This is a genomic window from Pseudoalteromonas aurantia 208 (genome assembly GCF_014858725.1).
Taxonomy (GTDB): Bacteria; Pseudomonadota; Gammaproteobacteria; order Enterobacterales; family Alteromonadaceae; genus Pseudoalteromonas; species Pseudoalteromonas aurantia.
Genome location: NZ_AQGV01000009.1, coordinates 116,835 through 136,683, shown reverse-complemented (window position 1 = coordinate 136,683; position 19,849 = coordinate 116,835). Strand labels below are relative to the sequence as shown.

Sequence of the window (19,849 nt, the reverse complement as noted above, 5' to 3'; positions counted from 1 at the left end):
TGGGAATGAGGTCCGGTTATGAAAACAACTTATCAGCAAACACAGCAACAAATTAGCAGCGTAAAACGTATTTTTTCTGAACAGTTAGAAAGCCGTTTAGGTTTAATGGAAGTGCAAGCACCTATTTTGGCTAAAGTCGGTGATGGCATTCAAGATAACTTAAGTGGCACCGAAAAAGCTGTTTCAGTGTCGGTTAAAGCGATCCCTGATGCAGACTTCGAAGTGGTTCATTCATTGGCGAAATGGAAGCGCAAAACACTTGGTGATTATGGCTTTGCAATTGGAGAGGGACTTTATACGCATATGAAGGCACTGCGCCCGGATGAAGATAGGCTCTCACCTATTCACTCAGTATATGTAGACCAGTGGGACTGGGAAAAAGTAATTAGCACCGAGGTAGATCGTTCTTTAGTGGGTTTAAAGCAAACTGTCACCGAGTTATATGAGGCTATTAAGTCGACTGAGCAAAGTGTTGCGAGCCAGTTTGGATTAACGCCATTCTTACCTGAATCAATTACATTTGTACACAGTGAAGATTTACTGAAAATGTACCCAGACTTTACTGCGAAACAACGTGAAAAAGCCATAGCCCAAGAATATGGCGCAGTATTTCTCATAGGCATTGGCGGTGCATTGAGTGATGGTAAAATTCATGATGTTCGTGCGCCTGATTATGATGATTGGTCGACACCAACCTGTGATAAATACAATGGCTTAAATGGTGATATTTTAGTTTGGAACCCTATTTTAGAAGATGCATTTGAGATTTCTTCAATGGGTATTCGAGTGTGCCCTGAAGCTTTAAAACGTCAACTGGAAATAACTCAGGATACAGCGCGTTTAGCACATGACTGGCACCAACAATTGGTAGCGGGTGATATGCCGCAAACCATTGGGGGAGGCATCGGACAATCACGTTTAGTTATGTTGTTATTACAAAAACAGCATATTGCGCAGGTGCAGGTGGGTGTCTGGACGAATGACATCGTTACGCAAGTGGAAGGAACACTTAAATAATAACAGGGGACGAATTAACTCGTTTTGAAATCAATCTCGATTTTTCCATCTTGTAAACTAGCAGTACAGGGTGGATAACTTCGATTGGTTTTATACACTCTATCAAATATATGGATCTCGACTCCAGGGTTAAGTGCTTGATTTGCCGTTAATTTTGTTTGTTCAAGTAAGTCATGTAAGTTTAATTCGAGTTGTGAGAGTTGTTGTTCTAGTTCTTCAGCTTGATGGCAATAATGTTGCTGGGTTGCACCTATTTTTGCCATCAGCTGCTTTTTCTTTTCTACATCTTTTAGCATATCTGCTTTTTCGATTGCTTGTTGTAGTGTGCTTAACTGGTCATCAGTTTGACTAAGTGCTTTTAAACAGTCATCTGATTCTTTCGTTATTTTCATCCCACTACGGGCTAAGTATATAGACATTTTAGCGCCAGATTCACTGCCTATCTCTCCAGCAATGACCATTTTAGCATCTAATATTTCTCCACCGAGCAGTTTCCCTTTCGGGTGTTCATCAATACCGACTTGAATGAGCTTGTTGGCTTTTATATCGCAGTGGTTACTTTGCCTATCAATGAAGACGTTGTCGGCTTCTATATAGGTATATTGTCCGTGAGAGAGATGAATATCTCCTTCAGCAATCAGTCGGCAAGTGAGTCCTTCGTCATTATTTTTATGGTCAAGATGGCCTATCACGGCTTGCTTGACCTCTATGCTGCCACCGCTTTTTAACTCTCCAGATTCAACAGAACCCATCACTGTAATGTCACCTTTAGCCGTGACTTTCATACCGGGGGCAACGCCTTGAGTAACGATAACACTGCCATTAAAATCGACATGCCCGCTTCGTACGTTGACTTCACCAATGGTAAATACATCATCTACTCGCATGCCATTTTGAATACTGGAAGGGCAGCCTGCAATAGTGGCAACGAGCTCAAGAGGATTAGCTGGTGATATTTGTGTGCCTTCACCTGCCATCAATTGAAAAGATTCACCTGGCAGTGGAATGATTGAATCTCCGACGACATTAAAACCTTCTTTGCCAGGTGTGGCTGGGCGTTGCGTAATTAAGACGGTCCCTGGTGCTACGCTTGATAGTGCCCCAAAATCACGCATATCAACCGTACCATCTTCCCTTAGTTTAGGCTGTTTGAGTCTTTCTTTTACGGTTTGCACATGCTGTATGATTTTTGCAGGTTGTCCATCTACAGATGGGCGGCCTTGTGCCACGATACCTGAGACTTCAACCCCTGGTTCTAATTCAAGTTGCTTGGTAAGGATTTGTTCTAGATAAGCTTGTTTATAGCCTCTACTGACACCTGCTTTGACAATTTCTTTTTTTGCATCTTCAATAGTAACCGACTTACCCCCTTGGGCTATCGTTAAATTACCAATGGCTTGCATTTGATCGTCAGAAACTTGCACTGAAAAGCAAGCATCATGTTGCTTGGCAACCACAAGTTGTTGTTCAGGATATTCGTTAGTGAAATGCGCTTTGATAGATTCATGATCGACTGCACAATCAGCATAAGGTGAGCGTTCAAGCGCTTCCACAATAAATGCAGCGCTGGGCGGATTAAGTTCCGCGACATTTAGAAGGATATTGCCATTATGTGCCAATTTAAACACGAGTATCATCCTTTACTGTTATTATTGTGAGAGATTAGCTCAAACATTGAACAAATCATTGGATATTCACAGAGTGCTAAATTAATAGTATGTAGTCAAGTGCTTAAGGTCAAAGTTCCGGCAATAAAAAACCCACCAAAAGGTGGGTTTTTTTATTCATACACAAATTAATTTGTTGACGGTAACTCCATAATTCCATCAATTTCAATTTGTACACCTTTTGGTAACTCGCGTACACCAATGGCTGCGCGAGCAGGGTATGGCGTTGCAAAGTGCTGGCTCATTATTTCATTTACGGTTGCAAAATTACTGAGGTCCGTTAGAAAAATATTAACTTTCACCATGTCTTGTAATTGACCGCCAGAGGCTTCGCACACAGCCGTTAAATTTTTGAATACCTGTTGTGCTTGTTCTGCAAAGTCTTCAGAAATAACTTCCATTGTTTCAGGCACGAGTGGGATCTGTCCTGATAAATAAACCGCAGTACCTACTTTAACAGCTTGATTGTAAGTACCGATAGCAGCCGGAGCTTGATCTGTGGAAATAATCACTTTATTCATTGTGTGTCCTACTTTTTCCGATATACACGTTGTACATCAGGCATCACGCGAATACGACGCATAATATTAGCGACATGTATTCTATCCTTTACTGTGACACCTAAATCAATGATGTACAAATTGCTTTCTTTTTCATCTGTTGCAATTTCCACGATATTGGCATTGGTTGTTGCAACTACGTTGGTTAGTTTAGCTAATGCACCCTGATGATTAATAATTTCTACACGCAAGGCGGCGATATATTCTTTTTCTGGGTTATCTTCCCATTTTACGATGACATATTTTGAACGCTCACTTTGCCATCCTTTAATGTTTTTACATTCTTGGCGGTGAACCGTCAATCCTTTGCCTTGGCTTACATACGCGGTAATTGCATCGCCAGGTACCGGGCGACAACACTTGGAGTAATTCACAAGCATGCCTTCAGTACCGATGATCGCGGCTTTGGCTTGTTGTGCAATATTTTCAAGCCCTTCCTCTGCTTGCAATAATCTTTTTGCAACGAGCACACTCATGATATTACCACTGCCAATTTCAACCAGCAGTTCCAGCAAACTAGAGAGGTTTTGTTCTTCAAGTACCAAGTCGACTTGTTCAGGGGCGATATCATCGAGCTTTTGCTCGCCTAACGCTGAATCGAGCAATCGGCGACCTAGCAATATAGCTTCTTCTTGATGTTGGCTCTGAAGGTAATTTCGCACACCAAGTCGTGCTTTACCGGTGACGATAAAGTTTAACCAAGTGGCATTAGGGTGAGCACCAGAGCTGGTAATTACTTCAACCGTTTGCCCTGTGTCTAGTGCCTTACTGAGTGGGTAAGGTTTGCGGTTTACTCGGGCGCCAACACAGGTATTACCTACATCGGTATGCACTGCATAAGCAAAATCAACAGCTGTTGCACCCATTGGTAGTTCTACAATACGGCCATCAGGCGTGAAGACATAAATTTCTTCAGGAAAGAGCTCTGTTTTGACGTTTTCCACAAACTCAAATGATGAACCGGCACTTTGTTGAAGCTCCAGTAAGCTTTGCATCCATTGACGTGCGCGCTGTTGCGCCGTATTACCTGCGCTGTCACCAGATTTTTTATACATCCAATGGGCCGCGACCCCCATATCTGCCATTTGATCCATATCGAGTGTTCGTATTTGGATCTCTACTGGGATCCCATGAGGGCCGACGAGTGACGTGTGCAGTGATTGATAACCATTGGTTTTCGGTACTGCGATATAATCTTTAAATCGTGTTTCTATCGGTTTGTAGAGATTATGTGCGACACCTAATACGCGATAGCAAGTATCCATACTGTTTACATTAATGCGAAATGCGTAGATATCCATGACTTCATTAAACAATAATTCTTTGTTTAACATTTTTCGATAGATACTATAGAGATGTTTTTCTCTGCCACTAACCGATGCTTCAATACCGGATTCTTTTAAGCGGCTTTCAATTTCAGTCTGTATATTGCTGATGACTTCTTTTCGATTACCACGTGCTTTCGCAACTTCCGACTTCAGTGCTCTGTGACGCATTGGATAAAGCGCTTGAAACCCTAAATCTTCTAATTCGTTCTTGATATCGTGAATACCTAAACGATTAGCAATCGGGGCAAATATTTCTAACGTTTCTCTCGCAATTCGGCGGCGTTTGTCTGGGCGTAATGCTCCCAAAGTTCGCATATTATGAGTACGATCAGCCAGCTTAATCAAAATGACACGAATGTCTTGTGTCATTGCCATGATCATTTTTCGATAGTTTTCAGCTTGGAATTCTTTTTTATCTTTGAAGCTTAACTTATCAAGCTTACTTACACCTTCGACTAATTCTGCGACGGTATTACCAAATATCTCAGCAAGGTCTTGTTGACTAAAATCAGTGTCTTCAATAACGTCATGCATTAACGCGGCCATGAGCGTTTCATGATCAAGGCGCATTCCTGCGAGAATTTGGGTTACTTCAACAGGGTGAGTAATATAAGGCTCACCACTTGAGCGAGTTTGTCCTTCATGTGCCTCACGGGCTACAACGTAAGCTTTTTGCACGAGCTCAACGTCAGCAGGAAGTAAATACTCAGAGATTTTCTTTTTTAGGCCTTCAAAAAGGTACATTCACACTCCGATGTTCCAGTGAAGTAATAGATATGTTACGAATATACGATGAATTTCAAGATAAACCAACGGCTAGTTGGGACTTTATGGTGATTACATAAATAAAAATATGAGGGATTCAAGGTAATCGAAAGTAATTCTTGTCTAATAAAAACAGCAATGCCAGCAAAAGTGCTGGCATTGTCGTATTTTTGTTGCAGGTTATTAGCTGTTTCCGCCAACAATTGCTGCTACAGCTGCAAGTTCAGCTGCTTCTTGGTTTTGTTGTTCTTCACGATCAATTAAATCAAGTGAAGAGCTGTCAACCAAGCCCTTTTCAATTTCACGCAAAGCGATAACCGTTGGTTTGTCGTTTTCAGGATCAACCATAGGATCTTTACCACCTACAGCGATTTGACGAGCGCGACGCGCTGCTACCAAGATTAAATCAAAACGGTTACCAATTGCATCTACTGCATCTTCTACAGTTACGCGAGCCATCGAAGCACTCCAAAGTTATTCATTTCCAAAAGGCTAGTTTACTGCACACAAGCCATTTCGCCAAGTGGGTGGTTAAAATTTATCTCTATTTTACTTTAAAAGATCTGAAATGAGTGACTGGTAACGAATATTTTGTGCCTTCAGCTCTAATCGAGCAGCGATCACTATGTGTTCAAGTTGCTTTAGTGTTGCTGCAAAGTCATCATTTATGAGCACGTAGTCAAATTCGCTATAGTGTGAGCTTTCTGATTTGGCTTGTGCCATTCGGCTGGCGATAACTTCTTGTGAGTCTTGCCCACGGTTATTTAAACGTTGCTCTAATTCAGTTTTTGATGGAGGTAAAATGAAAATGGTTTTAACCTCAGGCATGAGCTTTCTGACTTGTTGTGCACCTTGCCAATCAATGTCTAAGAACACATCGATACCAGCGGCGAGTTGCTGCTCGATGGCGGCTTTTGAAGTACCGTAATAGTTTTCAAACACTTGCGCCCATTCAAAAAAATCATTTTTCTCGATGAGTGATTTGAATTGCTCAACATTTATGAAATGGTAATGTTCGGCGTTGTTTTCACCCGGTCGAGGGTTGCGGGTGGTATGAGAAACAGAGACTTTCACGTCATTATGTTTATCTAGTAATGCTTTGATCAGGCTTGATTTCCCAGCACCTGATGGGGCTGATAAAATAAATAAGTTACCGCGAGCTGTTTCGGTCATCGTCAATCGCCAGTTTATTTGAGCAGATGCCGTGACCTGCCCATGAAAATTAATAGAGTCAGGTATTTTAAACTTTACTGGCTTGAGTTACCAGCGGTGCAAATGAATTCAACGCTTTTGAGGTGACGCAACGCCACAAAGGTGCTTCTAAATAACTAGAAGCACCGGCGAATGGTTATTCGCTCTGATAGGGACTTCCATTGGAAATCCAATCGGCGGCGGGGTGTCCTTTTAGATGATGGTCGTAATACTCCATCATACGAATTGAGAAATCGACTTGATTAGGGAATTGCTTCAAATGGTGAGGCTCACCTTCATATTGCAAGAAAGTGGCATCTTTTCCTAAACGTCGTAATGCTAAGTAATATTGAATACCTTCTTGCCAAGGTACGGCGCCATCTTTGTCACCAAACATCATTAAAATAGGGGTGTTGACTTTGTCCGCAAAAAAGACAGGGGAGTTTTCAATGTATAGATCGAGCGCTTGATGTAAAGGCTTACCTATACGGCTTTGACCGGTTTCGTATTGAAACTGCCGTGCGAGGCCTGATTTCAGTCTTATACCACTGTATGCTGATGTCATATTGGTCACTGGTGCACCAGACACAACGGCTTTAAACATATCGGTTTGTGTGATCATATACGCACTTTGATAGCCAGCCCAAGAATGGCCTTGTAATCCTATTTTATCAGGGTGTGCAACCCCGATATCAATGAGCTTTTGTGCTGCGTTAATCATAGTTTGCGTAGAAGATGGCCCAGGTTTGCCAATTTCAAATCGAATATCAGGCAAAAATATTGCGTAACCATTAGAAGTGAACATCGGGAAATTAGGGCGATGATTTAGCTCCATTTTTGGAAAGTCATACATGCGTTGGCTCATATAACGGTAGAAATAAATCACCACCGGTAATTTGTCGCCTGCCCGGTAATTTTCAGGCTTGATTAATACGCCTTGTAAGTCTTCACCATTGTATCCTTTGTACTTGATAAGTTCAGGCTTTTGACCCCATGAGAATTTAGCGGCTTGAGGATTAAGATTAGTGACTTTTTTCGGATCGCGATAGGTACTATTGGTTTGCCAGATATCCGGGAACTCATGATAACTTTGTTTGGTAAAGAGTAATGTATTGCTATGTTTGGCTTTTTTTAGTACATCAAAACGCGCGGCATCACTGAGCACTGTAGTGAGTGTATTGTCTTTTAACGATAGAGTTGCAATGTGCGTTTGCTTATTATTCAAGTTATGGGCACTTAATGTAAGCGTTTGACCCGGTGTAAAGCCAGTAGCTAACTTGTCAAGATGACGCACACGATACTGTGTTTTGGTTTCTCTTCCTTGCGTTAAGCGAGCGGCTGTTTTTGTGGTTACGTCAAAGGCCCAAATATCATATTTGCTGTAGGCGTATAGCGTTTTACCATCCAGTTGCCATCCGGCGAATTTATAGCCAGCTTGTTCACTGGGGTAATCATGCCTATCATCGGCAAAAATAGCATGATTAATACTATGAGTGAGCGATGTACGGGTATTCGTGGTCAAGTCTTTGAGCCAAATTTGCTGGTTTTGAAAGTATGCCGCAAATTGACCTGTTGGTGAGAGTGAAGGTTTAAAGCGTGTTCGCGTTGTAATGCTTTTTTTATCGCCATTTTTTACATTAACAGCGTAGTAGTCGTAGAAGAAGCCGTTATACATGATTTCTTCTAGGTAGGCGGTATTATCACTTCCTAACAAGAATTGAGCTTCCGTATGCAGTGTGAGATCTTGAACCTGAGGACCGGAAAGTTGCGCTACTTTTTCATTATTTATATGGTACACCGCTTGATAATGACGATGTTTATTGGTTTCTTGCCATGTTTTAACTTCTCTTGGTTTAATTTGTGCATCGTCATTGTGCCAAATTTTTAGGCCTTTTTGCGCGCGAATAGTATCATAATCATACAGTGAGTCTGTCTCGAGGTACTTTAACTCAGGGGTTTTTACGTTGAGCTCGGGACGATTTTGAAAGTACAGACGTTCTCCATGTTCAGACCACGTCAACTTGGCTGTTTTAGCCGTAAACCATCCGTCAGAGTTTTTTACCAACTTAAGTGTGTTGGTCGCAGCGTTCCAGAGTGTTACTTGGTAATTGCGGCGGCGAGGGTCGTCGTTTACATAGTTGCCCATATTGAACGCGACAAGTGGCTTTGTTGGATGCCATGTTGCTTGACTTAGTGTGACACCCGGTTCACTGATAAGGGGTGTTTGCTTAGCGTTAGACAGATGAAAAAAGCCAATTTGGTTTTGACTACCATTACTATTATGGGTAGCAAAAATAACACCATGACTTGTGGGGCTTAATGCATACTTGCCAACTTGTGCAACACGATGTGTGGTGTTTGTACTGAGGTTTACAATCACCAGTGTGTGATGTTCGTCTTTTTTATCTGCTGCAATCTCTGCATCTATTGTTTCATCTTTCTTTTTCTGCTTGTCCTGATGTACTTCACGGTATGCAAGCCAAAGACCATCGTCAGACACTTGATAGTCTTTTACTTTAGAGAATACTTGTTGTTCTTTTGTGGTGGTATTGATGAGTACTAAATCATTCGTGAGTGCTTTTTTTTGTTTTTTTGTGGCAGTTTCAGTTTCTAATAAAGACGGTATTTTGGTAAATGAAATCCAAAGTGCATTTTTATTGATTTGCGGTTTAGTCCCACGCTCGACGGTCGTTAATAGCTGATTGTTTTTGAGTGAATAAATATGGCCGACAGCGTCACCACGATACGGGGTTGCAGAAAACGATAGCCATGCTCCATTTTCAGACAATTGTGTATTTTTAGCATACTTAAAGTCAAATACATCTTTAAATTCTAACGGCTTCTGGCCATATGCTGCGGTACTTAAAAGCACAGAGGCAATGGCAAACGAAGTAACTTTCATCATGAGTTATATTCTTTATTTTTAGACTTATGGTCAGTTTTAGCACTTTTTTGTATGGTAAATAAAGTGCCGTGCGTTTAGCGTGCAGGTTAACCAGATAGATAGCGTGTCACAGAGTATCAGAAATCCTAAAGGCGCGATAACGCGTGAATTTAAGAAAAAAATAGATTAGAGGAGATACTCCTACTCACTCAAATTACTCGAGTGAGTAGGGCATTTTAGTTTAACCAGATCTTTTGAAGCTCAAGCCACTGAGTTTCAAATTGTTGACTTGGACGCGCAGTAAAGTCACTGCGCACGAATTGATTCATTTTACCTTCTACGTAGGCGAGAAAAAAATTAGCCAAAGCAGCTTCATCAATTAAAAAGGTTTTACCCTCTCGTAATTTTCGCTCTCGTAACACTTGTTTAAATTGTGTTTCTAGCTTTTCGAAGAAACTTTGCACGCGTTCACGCAGACGCTCTTGTTCACCTTGCAGTGCATCACCTGTTAGGATGCGGGTTATTCCTGGGTTTTTTTCTGAGAATGTCAGTAAGAGTACCAAGATGTTATAAACACGGCTCTGAGTTTCTTTCTCATTATCTAAGATCAAATTAATACGAGAGAGTAAAGTGTCTTCGATAAACTCAATCAAGCCTTCAAACATCCGAGCTTTACTGGGAAAGTGTCTATATAGTGCGGCTTCTGAAACGCCCACCTCAGCAGCTAATTTTGCAGTAGTGATGCGTTGACCTGGGCTCGTTTCTAACATTTGTGCGAGAGATTGAAGTATTTGCTCTTTGCGGTTACTGCGTTTGGTCGCTGGCATGAACCTTCCTTTATATTATCGTTATTATGGTCAGTGCAAACCCCAAGCTGTTTACACATATACTTGGATCCATATGTTAATGTTTTATTCAGTTTCGTGCCAGTATTTTCAAAACCACTTACTTAAGACGTTTGGCTAATGCGTGTAAGAGCTGCATTGCCAGCTGCTGTTTACTGGTAGCTGGTAAATTTAGATTATCATCAGGCCAGTATAGATTGAGCGCATTGTTGTTTGCATTAAACCCGAGACCTTGCACAGACACATCGTTGGCACAGATCATATCTAAGTTTTTATTTTTGAGTTTATCTTGTGCATAGACCGAGGTATTTTGAGTCTCTGCTGCGAAACCAACTGTATACGGGCGCTGTGCTTTAAGCGCTGCCACGTGTGCTATCACGTCGGGGTTTTTGATCATAGTGAGTGTGATTTCGTCACCTTGTTTTTTAATTTTTTGATGTGAGACAGTCGCTGCTCGGTAGTCTGCAACCGCTGCACAGCCAATAAAAATATCAGATTGAGGTGCTAAATGCATGGCCGATTTTAACATGTCTTCTGCACTTTCTATTGGGAAGACTTTTGCGTGCGAAGGGGGGGCAATGGCGACGGGGCCAGAGATGATGTTCACTTTTGCGCCTAATGAGAGTGCAGCTTGTGCAATTGCATACCCCATTTTTCCGGAACTATGATTACTAATGAATCGCACCGGGTCGAGTGCTTCTCTGGTTGGCCCAGCAGTGATGGTAATGGTTTTCCCTGCAAAAAGAGGTTCGTGAGATACTGTTAAGCAATGTTCTACGAGTTCTAGTGGTTCAAGCATTCTCCCCGCACCGATATCACCACAGGCTTGCTCTCCTTTACCTGGACCCCAAATTTCGACTCCTCGTGCCTGCAGTGTGTCCAAGTTTGCTTGTGTCGCTGCATGGGCATACATTTGCTGATTCATTGCCGGTGCAACAGCCACTTTGGCAGGCGTGGCTAATAGTAAAGTGGTGAGTAAATCATCGGCAATACCTTGCGCCATTTTTGCTAGAATATTACAGCTTGCTGGAGCGACTAAAATTAAATCAGCCCATTTTGCCAGCTCTATGTGGCCCATTGCGGCTTCAGCGCTTGGGTCTAGTAATGAATCTGCGACGGGCTCTGCCGATACGGCTTGCATTGTCAGTGGGGTAATAAAGTGTTTGGCTGACTCGGTCATCACGACTTTGACGCGACAGCCACGTTCACTCAGTCTTCTGACAAGTTCTGCACATTTATATGCTGCGATACCTCCACTGATCCCGAGGACAATATTTTTAATTGGTTGGCCCATAACTTAGCTCATCATAGAATAATTTAGTTTCACGATGGTGCTAAAGATACCACACAGAAGCGGTGCTGTTTAGGTAAGCAGTACACGCGTCTTTGAAATTCATCAATGACTGACTACACTTTTGTTTACACAGGTGCATCACTAAGGATAGAAAATGCAACTAACAATGCTGCCAAAGCATGACCGCCCAAGAGAGAAATTGTTAATTCAAGGAGCCAGTAGGCTAACCGATGCAGAATTACTTGCTATTTTTTTACGTACCGGCATAAAAGGGATGAATGCCATTGAGCTGGCTGATTATTTATTAGTACAGAGTAAATCACTTCATAATCTTTTTAACGCTAACTTGGCAGACTTCTCGGCTTTTAAAGGACTAGGAGAAGCAAAGTATGTACAACTACAAGCTGTGCTAGAGTTAAGTAAGCGTTATATAAAAGAGCAGTGCCATCGTAGCAATATTTTAGACTCACCAAATGCAGTTAATGATTATTTAACGATACAGCTAAGAGGACTCGACCATGAAGTATTTATGGTGCTCTATTTGGATAATCAAAATCGATTAATCACAGATGAAATTTTGTTTAGAGGCACCATCAATGCTGCATCAGTTTACCCAAGAGAAGTGGTTAAAGCAGCATTAAAGCATAATGCTGCATCGATTATTTTTGCCCACAATCATCCCAGTGGCTTGGCTGAACCAAGCCAAGCAGACAAATTAATTACCCAAAAATTGCAAAAAGCGTTGGCTTTGGTTGATATTGCGGTTTTGGATCATTTGATTGTTGCAGCTGAGCAGTGTGTTTCTTTTGCGCAAAGAGGCCTAATTTAGCTGGGTTGACACTATTAAAGCTGTAAAAAACATCGCTTTGTGGGCCTTTTTGTAAAATAGTTTAATTTAAATGCAGTTTTTACTTTCCCTAACGGCATTCGATCATTATAATTGGCCGCTATCAAATTTACACATGAGCTGATTAGATAGGATCAGATCCTTGATCTCTACCTGTATATGCTGTATAAAGAGCGCCCTCTGATTTACCCTGGGGCCACAGTATTGTCCAAGGGGAAATTAAAAGCTCGAGCGAAGTTATTGGAGATACATAGACATGTCTAAAGTCTGTCAAGTTACAGGTAAGCGCCCAGTGGTTGGTAATCACCGTTCACACGCGCGCAACGCTACTAAGCGTCGCTTCCTACCTAACCTACAAACTCACCGTTTCTGGGTTGAAAGCGAAAAACGTTTCGTTTCACTACGTACTACCACTAAAGGTATGCGTATTATTGATAAAAAAGGCATCGACGCGGTTCTTACTGAAATCCGTGCTCGCGGCGAAAAAGTTTAAGGAGCTGGGATATGCGTGATAAGATCCGTTTAGTTTCTACTGCTGGTACTGGTTATTTCTACACTACCGACAAGAACAAGCGTAACATGCCTGAAAAAATGGAAATCAAAAAGTTCGATCCTAAGGTTCGTAAACATGTGATTTTCAAAGAAGCAAAAATCAAGTAATTTTGCTTTTGAAAGAATATTAAAAACCCAGCTTAGGCTGGGTTTTTTGTTTCTGCGATATGTGATGACACTTAAGTATTTCGCAGTATAGCTAGTTAACCTCAGCTCTGGATAAGCGAATTTGCCCAATAAAGCTATTTTTCTCACTCTCGGCGTTGCTTTCATTGGTAATAGCCCGCTATTACTGCATAAAAGCGCCTTGATATTGAGCAAGATATCATCATTGGATTGTACGTAAGTTTGTTTTCAAAACCTTTTCTATTCCAAAACCCTTATCCAAACCTGAGGTTAGTTATTGGTTCTTATCTAAGCTTAAAATATGTATATCACTTTGCATTGGCTGTGCCTGTACATAGGTGATTGCGCTCTGGTCTGGATGGACGGTATATTGATGAGTAAAATTGGGTGGAGCGGACATAACCAGCTGTTCAGTGTTTGAATCTAAATCAAATTTCCAAACGCCGGACTCAGCGCGATAGAAAAAAACTTTACCGTCAATTAACTGCCAATTGAGCCAATTTATATTACTGAAATCTTTAATGATAAGTTGTTCAGTTTGATTTTCTAGAACCCAAAGGCCCGAGTGATTTCTTTTACTGAAGTATACCTTTCCATTGTATGCATAACCACTATACCCTCCTTTAGTCGTCAATTGTTTATGACTGTTGTCTTGACGATCGAATAGCCACAATTGCCATTGGTCACTTTTATTGCTGCTATATATTAGGTTTTGACTATTTTCATCGTAATTTATGACGTATGCCTGATGTGATTCTTCAAATATTTTAGTGGTATTTCCAGTTTTAATCTCATATTCATAGACCGCTCCGAATTTTTCAAAAGTGATATATTCATGATCAAAATTAGGTTGGTAGCGTGTGAAGCCAAACTCAAAAGGTAAAACGACGCGTTTTTCTTGCTTATTTTTATATAGCCATAGATCGTGCTGGTGGGCAGCATTTGAAATAAACATCATGGTATTGTTGTGGAGGGCCTGTGGCAATCGGTTTAATGCAGCATTACTATAAAAAGTTTGGGTCGATTTTTGTTTGATATTGAATGTTTGTAATTTAGTGCTGATATCAAACAAGCTAATAAAGAGTTTATTGTGATCATTGATTAAGCTCGTAGCCAACGAGTGAATTGGGCTGCTCATTTGTGCAATAACATGTGATTGTTTGGTTTTGAAATCAAAAAGAAACAGTGATTTTTTATTAGCAAGGTAGAGCTCATTGTTATTGGCGCTCCATGTGATGGCATTGAGTGTATGGTCGAGCTGATGGGTTAGCAATGTTGTAAGTGTCTGACTATTAATTATATGTAGTTCTGACTTATTTGACTCTAAATATCGCACATAAGCGAGTAGATCTTGAGTGGGGTGTGATGCTATTAAATAGTCACCTTTGAAATCAGCGTGTTGTAGTGGTAAGGAAATTTGTTGGAGTACTTGTGTTGCTAGTTTGAGTTTATAAATACTAAATGGTGTCGCGTTATCTTTTCTCGAGCGGATGAATAACGCTTGCTCATTATGTTGCCATGCCAGCTTAATATTTTTCTTACCCGTACAATCAAAAATGAGGTTTTGCGTGTTTGATGAAATATCATAAAGCATTACCTGGCAGCCGCTACTGCCTCTTCGAATGCCTGCGATTTGAGTGCCTGATGGGTTTATTATTGCCGCATTAAAATCTTTTGGATTAAGTGGCAATGTGTGTTCTTGATGAGTAAGGGCAGATTTTATGATGAGTTTATTATGCCCGCCTGTGCTGGTGGAGACGTATAATATATCGCCTTTCTTTGAAGCTGTTACATTGAGTTCGACACCATCATGAGCTGTAAACCGTTTGAGTTCTAGCGTACTTTGAGAAAAGGGAAGCTTGATAAATATGAAGCTCCCAATAATGATGAGTGTGATTAAAACGATTGCTGCAAAAGTATATAAATATTTGTGTGTGAGTTGTGGTTTAGCCGCTTGATATTCATTCACTTGAATACACAGAGTGTAGCCAAATTTTGCTTTTGTTGTGATGAACTCTTTCCCGGGCCTGAGCATTTCAAAATGATGTCGTAATTTGGAAATTGCTTTGTTAATTGCGCTATCGGAGACAACTCGACCACCCCATACTAATGTAACTAACATGTCACGGGTCAGTACTTTCCCTTGGTGTTTCACAAATACCATCAGTAGCTCAAAAGATTTGAGCTCAAGTTCTCTTTGTGTTTTTTCGTATGTCAGGGTACGTTGATGTACATTAAAGAGTACCCCTCCCAATATGTAATCCATTTTAACCCTTTGATTATTATTTTTATTTTTTAGTTCATGAAAAGGTAACGATTAATTCAGTCATTTATCACGACACAATGTATCAGGGAAGTTAGGGTTTTAGCAAAACAAGAAGGAGATAAGTTATGTGTAAACTATGGGTAATTTTTACGGCTGTAATTTTATTATCAGCATGTGGTAATGGAGAACAGACTGCGGAGCCAGCCCCTCCCACAGAGGAAGCTGCAAGTCAGAGTAATACAAAAGTCATTGCGTTAAATGGGCGTAGTTATCGGCTTGCTTTTCCTGCATCTGGATTTGATAACAACAAGATGTATAAATTGTTGTTAGCATTTCATGGTTCGGGTCAAAGTGCACAGAATATGCAGAGCATGACACAGTTTGAAGCTTATAGTGACGATTATTTAGTGGTATACCCAAGCTCAAAAGAAGTTGAGTGGGATGATGGTTGTGGTTGTAATATCGCACATCGTCTTGGTGCGAATGATGCTGAGTTTATTGTTAATATTATTGCTCGGATGCATCAAGAATATAATCTTATCGCAGGGGAGAATTATGCGGTTGGATTTTCTCAAGGTGGTTTGTTTAGCCAGAATATGCTGTGTAAACACAGCGAGTTATTTAAAGGGGTCGCAAGTGTTGCAGCATCGATGTCACGGCAGTTAGCGGCAAGTTGCCAGATATCACAACCGACGCATTATTTAATGGTCCATGGAGAGCTTGACAGCGTGCTTCCTTATGAAGGGCTGACTCATGATAATTTTGGGTTAATTTCATCGCCTGCAGCTATGGCATTAATTGCTGAGGAAAATCAAATACAAACCCCGTCGGTTCAGAGCGAGGTTGCCGCTAACATCATGGCGATAACTTACTCAAATGAGCAGCAGATCACCAATCAGCTTTTGACCATTAAGGGAGGCCGCCATCAATGGTCTCATACGAACTTAGCCACTTCAAAAGAAGTACTTAGGTTTTTTAATCATCACAGTAAATATAACTTTGAGCAGGGGTCATCACTTTACCAGGTGGGTGAAAGCCATTATCACGTCCGTACATTAGGGGAGTCTAATAATAACGCCGATATTGTTTTACTTTCAGGGGCCAACAAGTATTTTCATAGCGACTCAGCGTGGAGTGCGTTGGTGCATAAGCAGCTGGCGAAACTCGGGCGAGTACATGTTATAGACAGACTAGGCAATGCTTGGAGCAGTAATAGTGAAGATCCATCTTTGACAAGGTTTGCGACTGATCTCCCTGATATACTTGAAAAATTGGCAGTAAAAACTGTCGTATTTGTCGCTTATTCAAACAGTAATTTAGCCACACTCATGTATCAGCATACCCCAAATCCAAATGTTGAAACAAAAGCCATGGTATGGATTGACCCGGATATTTTGTTACCCCATTCAATTGAGCTATATCAAAGTGGTGCAGTAGCAAGTTTACGGGCTTATAGAGAAGAATATATAGAGCATATAGCTGCAGGTAATTGGAATGAGAAAACGGCGCAGAGAATCGAGAATGAAAGGACTGAAATTGCAGGACTGATCCCACAAGCGTATGAGAATCAAATGGATTGGGTTTATTATGACTTAGTTACGCAACAAAGGCTCGATATTGCAAAGCAAGTCACACGCATTAAGGAGATGATGAATTACCATGACGATTTAGAAGTGGCGAAATCTTTGGTAAATAGTTTAAATGTCCCCATTACGGTGATTGATAGTGATTTTGAGCGTTTAGATATAGCAAAGGCTGAAGGGGAAGAACAAGCTGCATTGATTCGATGGCAAGTACAGGGTAGTGAGTGGAGTAGGATGATAGCGAGCAACACAGAAGGTGAGTACATTCCGTTAGAAAATGCGAGTCACCAAGTGTTATTTGAATACCCAGATAAGGTAAGCATGGCAGTATCCGTAATATTAAAAAAGAATAAGTAATCTAAAGGCACAGTGAGCGAAATAATTCGGCACCGCTACTTTTAGGTATGACTACATTGAGTTTTTTAGTCATAGTCAACGATTGTTAGCACTGACGATTTGCATTATAAAAAATGACTAATTTGTCAGGTTTGAGTTGTTAGTTATTTGATTTGTAGGTGCTTTGTAACATTTATCACCTAAGTGCAGGTTCAATAATAAGGTGGCTACAATCATGTGGCCTACCTTGATTTTTTTGGCCTCAATAGACGCTTTTCTGGTAATGAACTGCGCTTGTTCGGCGCTTTACATAAAATCATAACTGGGCGAGTGACAAATATATTGTTCGGGTAAATCACTTTATGGCCGTCAATATGTTCTAGAATCACATTCATTAAGCCCATTTCAGAAATACGACCTTCAACAAAGTTGCTGCCATCAATAACCCGTACCCAAAACCCTATACGGCAGTCATTTTGAATAAACAGAATGAGAAAGGACGTTAAATTACTCAGTAACGACCACCCTGCAAACAAGGCTACACCGAGCATGGCAAACAACGAAGAACCTAGCACCAATAACCCTTTTAGTTCGATCCCCCAAAACATAAGCAATAAGCAAACTAACAAAACTGCGACAATGACACGCAGTAAAAGCTCGGCTCTTTGTTGGCGGTGCATATCAATTTTTCCGCGAGTGAGCTGGGTAAGTAAATGTATGCTCAAGCGCATTAATATAGGAAAAAGTAGGATGATTAGGCCAGTGATGACCAGTTTGTATTGTGCCAAAATAAAATCTAAAAATAGCGTTGGGTCAGTCAAAATAGAAGTGCTCGTTAAATGTGTATAGCCATAGTGGTACGTTAAACCTTTAAAAGCGGTTTTTGACAGTAAAAAGCCATTGTACATTGTCTACGTCATCGGGGCCGTTAAGGGGGACTGCGACATCTAAATGTAAGACGAGTCCGGCATTGGCACGACTGGGAGCTAAGCGCAGTCCCGCTCCAAGGTTTTTCAAATAATTAGGATCACTATGAACCAGTGTGTTACCTCTAACTCGACCAATATCAAAATAAACGGCTCCGCCAACTTTAAAGAGTTGCAGTAAATCATATTCCCAATAATAGCGCCGCTCTATGTTTACTAGTACGCTTTTGCTGCCATGCTGGTAGTTGATGGGAAAGCCTCTTAAACCAGTTTCTCCGCCTAAGGTAAGTTGTTGATCTGCTGTTAAGTTTTTTGCAAATCTCAGTTGTATATTGGCGTACCACGAGTCTTGGATAGTGGTATTTAAGTAATATTGGGCGCCTACTTGGGTAATAAAGTTTCTTGCGGTATTTTCTTGGCTATTCCACTGACCAGACAGTGATAGGTTGATACGCCACAAACTGTGATCTGAAGTGTAATGGGCTTTGTTCGCGGAAAATTGGTAGATAAAGTGATTGTCATTATCACTGAGAGCTTTATCTGAATAACCAAGCAGTGCATTAATATTCCAACCTAGGTTCAAGTCTTCAGTACGATATATCGAATCAAAATTACGGACCTTTATGAACTTATCTTCTAACCATTGACCTTGTATATAGGGGTAACTCAATGTGCGATTGTGGGCCAGCGGCAAAGTGGTATTGGCTAACTTTTTAAAGGTTTGCTGATCGTATTGATAACCCAGAGTAAGGCGTTGTGTCCAGTTATTATTAAGCTGCTGGGCATGACCAAAGTAAATTTGGCTAACATCGCTGTGCTGTGAGAACTCAGAAATGGTTTCTCCATCTTGATATAGAGACTCATTTCGTTCATCTTTATAATTTAATATACCGTAACTGTATGGCGTATCGGTAGAAAAAAAGGGGTAATTGATACCAACATAATGCCGTGAACCATCATCATTATCAGCATATTCAACACGGCCACGATAACGCGTAGATAAAATGTTTGGGTCATCGTATACAAATAGGTAACCAGAACGGTCTTGATCTTTAGTATGGGTGAGTGATAAGCGTTTTCCCCAACCAAATAGGTTACTCTCTCTAAAGCCGATACGAGATGAGTTTTCACCGCCACTGCGGCTAAAACTTAAGTCAGGTAAGAGCGTCCATAAATCGCGCGTGACGACCGTGATATTTATAGTGCCATCACAATTTTCATCAGCGTAAATTCGAGCATCATACAGATAGCTCTGCTGTCGCAATAAGCGCTCCGACTCCACTACTTTTTTTATTGAATAGTCATCACCTTGCTCGAACAATAGGAGCGCCATGATCACGTTTGGTTTGGTGGTAATATGCGTGCGGTTTGCAAAGCGAAATACGGGGTTATCTTCTTCGGGCAGGTTAGTGTCAAAAACATTCAATTGCTGTAGTTCGATAGCCGTTATGGTTTTCCCCGGAGCCTGCACAGGTAATTGTGCGTGAGTATCAAGTTGCCGAGTCAATGGTATATCGTGAGCGACATTATCGCCCTTATTTGCACATTGAGTTGAGTCAGTATGGGCGAACACAGAAGTTTCACTGTAGCCAGAAAATGAGGCAACTAAGCACAGTATGAGTGCAAGTTGTGTTTTTATACTCGCTAGCATAAAGCTCCACA

The 19,849-nt window shown here is 41.0% G+C and carries 16 protein-coding genes; 5 read left to right on the top strand and 11 right to left on the bottom strand.

The window, feature by feature from the left end; genetic code table 11:
- Positions 1 to 18 precede the first annotated feature (18 nt).
- Complete coding sequence (gene asnA, locus PAUR_RS00640; protein WP_192505915.1) at positions 19 to 1,017, top strand: aspartate--ammonia ligase; 999 nt, start codon at positions 19 to 21, stop codon at positions 1,015 to 1,017.
- A 14-nt stretch (positions 1,018 to 1,031) separates the two neighbouring features.
- Here the strand turns inward: asnA and PAUR_RS00635 are convergent, their stop codons facing one another.
- From PAUR_RS00635 to coaBC, 8 genes are all read right to left on the bottom strand, one after another.
- Entirely contained in the window at positions 1,032 to 2,645 is a 1,614-nt protein-coding gene (locus PAUR_RS00635; protein ID WP_192505914.1) for a DUF342 domain-containing protein, read from the bottom strand.
- A 167-nt stretch (positions 2,646 to 2,812) separates the two neighbouring features.
- Complete coding sequence (locus PAUR_RS00630) at positions 2,813 to 3,205, bottom strand: RidA family protein (RefSeq protein WP_192505913.1); 393 nt, start codon at positions 3,203 to 3,205, stop codon at positions 2,813 to 2,815.
- Between the two features lie 8 nt (positions 3,206 to 3,213).
- Positions 3,214 to 5,316: a bifunctional GTP diphosphokinase/guanosine-3',5'-bis pyrophosphate 3'-pyrophosphohydrolase gene (gene spoT / locus PAUR_RS00625; RefSeq protein WP_192505912.1), complete on the bottom strand. Its 2,103-nt coding sequence runs from the start codon at positions 5,314 to 5,316 to the stop codon at positions 3,214 to 3,216.
- 204 nt (positions 5,317 to 5,520) lie between these two features.
- The gene (gene rpoZ / locus PAUR_RS00620) at positions 5,521 to 5,796 is read right to left on the bottom strand and encodes a DNA-directed RNA polymerase subunit omega (protein ID WP_010364220.1); all 276 of its coding nucleotides are present in this window, start codon (positions 5,794 to 5,796) and stop codon (positions 5,521 to 5,523) included.
- 90 nt (positions 5,797 to 5,886) lie between these two features.
- Entirely contained in the window at positions 5,887 to 6,510 is a 624-nt protein-coding gene (gmk, locus tag PAUR_RS00615; RefSeq protein WP_192505911.1) for a guanylate kinase, read from the bottom strand.
- A gap of 175 nt (positions 6,511 to 6,685) precedes the next feature.
- Positions 6,686 to 9,433, bottom strand: a complete 2,748-nt coding sequence (locus PAUR_RS00610; RefSeq protein ID WP_192505910.1) for a S9 family peptidase — start codon at positions 9,431 to 9,433, stop codon at positions 6,686 to 6,688.
- A gap of 215 nt (positions 9,434 to 9,648) precedes the next feature.
- Positions 9,649 to 10,239 (bottom strand): nucleoid occlusion factor SlmA, encoded by a 591-nt coding sequence (slmA, locus tag PAUR_RS00605; RefSeq protein WP_192505909.1) that lies wholly within the window; start codon positions 10,237 to 10,239, stop codon positions 9,649 to 9,651.
- A 118-nt stretch (positions 10,240 to 10,357) separates the two neighbouring features.
- A complete protein-coding gene (coaBC, locus tag PAUR_RS00600; RefSeq protein ID WP_192505908.1) occupies positions 10,358 to 11,551 on the bottom strand; it encodes a bifunctional phosphopantothenoylcysteine decarboxylase/phosphopantothenate--cysteine ligase CoaBC in 1,194 nt (397 codons plus the stop codon).
- A gap of 154 nt (positions 11,552 to 11,705) precedes the next feature.
- Between coaBC and radC the strand changes: the two genes are divergently transcribed.
- From radC to rpmG, 3 genes are all read left to right on the top strand, one after another.
- Positions 11,706 to 12,380, top strand: a complete 675-nt coding sequence (gene radC, locus PAUR_RS00595; protein ID WP_192505907.1) for a RadC family protein — start codon at positions 11,706 to 11,708, stop codon at positions 12,378 to 12,380.
- A gap of 274 nt (positions 12,381 to 12,654) precedes the next feature.
- Positions 12,655 to 12,891, top strand: coding sequence for a 50S ribosomal protein L28 (gene rpmB / locus PAUR_RS00590; RefSeq protein WP_010364213.1), 237 nt, complete (start codon positions 12,655 to 12,657; stop codon positions 12,889 to 12,891).
- 11 nt (positions 12,892 to 12,902) lie between these two features.
- On the top strand, positions 12,903 to 13,058 hold the full coding sequence (gene rpmG, locus PAUR_RS00585; protein ID WP_010364212.1) for a 50S ribosomal protein L33: 156 nt from the start codon (positions 12,903 to 12,905) through the stop codon (positions 13,056 to 13,058).
- 292 nt (positions 13,059 to 13,350) lie between these two features.
- On the opposite strand, the gene PAUR_RS00580 is transcribed toward rpmG, so the two are convergent.
- A complete protein-coding gene (locus PAUR_RS00580) occupies positions 13,351 to 15,342 on the bottom strand; it encodes a winged helix-turn-helix domain-containing protein (protein WP_192505906.1) in 1,992 nt (663 codons plus the stop codon).
- A gap of 125 nt (positions 15,343 to 15,467) precedes the next feature.
- On the opposite strand from PAUR_RS00580, the gene PAUR_RS00575 reads away from it, so the two are divergent.
- Positions 15,468 to 17,282 (top strand): alpha/beta hydrolase, encoded by a 1,815-nt coding sequence (locus PAUR_RS00575; RefSeq protein ID WP_192505905.1) that lies wholly within the window; start codon positions 15,468 to 15,470, stop codon positions 17,280 to 17,282.
- Positions 17,283 to 17,503: 221 nt separating this feature from the next.
- Here PAUR_RS00575 and PAUR_RS00570 read toward each other — a convergent pair whose 3' ends face one another.
- Positions 17,504 to 18,169, bottom strand: coding sequence for a mechanosensitive ion channel domain-containing protein (locus PAUR_RS00570; protein WP_192505904.1), 666 nt, complete (start codon positions 18,167 to 18,169; stop codon positions 17,504 to 17,506).
- Positions 18,132 to 19,838, bottom strand: coding sequence for a BamA/TamA family outer membrane protein (locus PAUR_RS00565; protein WP_192505903.1), 1,707 nt, complete (start codon positions 19,836 to 19,838; stop codon positions 18,132 to 18,134). Before PAUR_RS00565 ends, PAUR_RS00570 begins: the two co-directional genes overlap by 38 nt.
- Between the last annotated feature and the right edge of the window lie 11 nt (positions 19,839 to 19,849).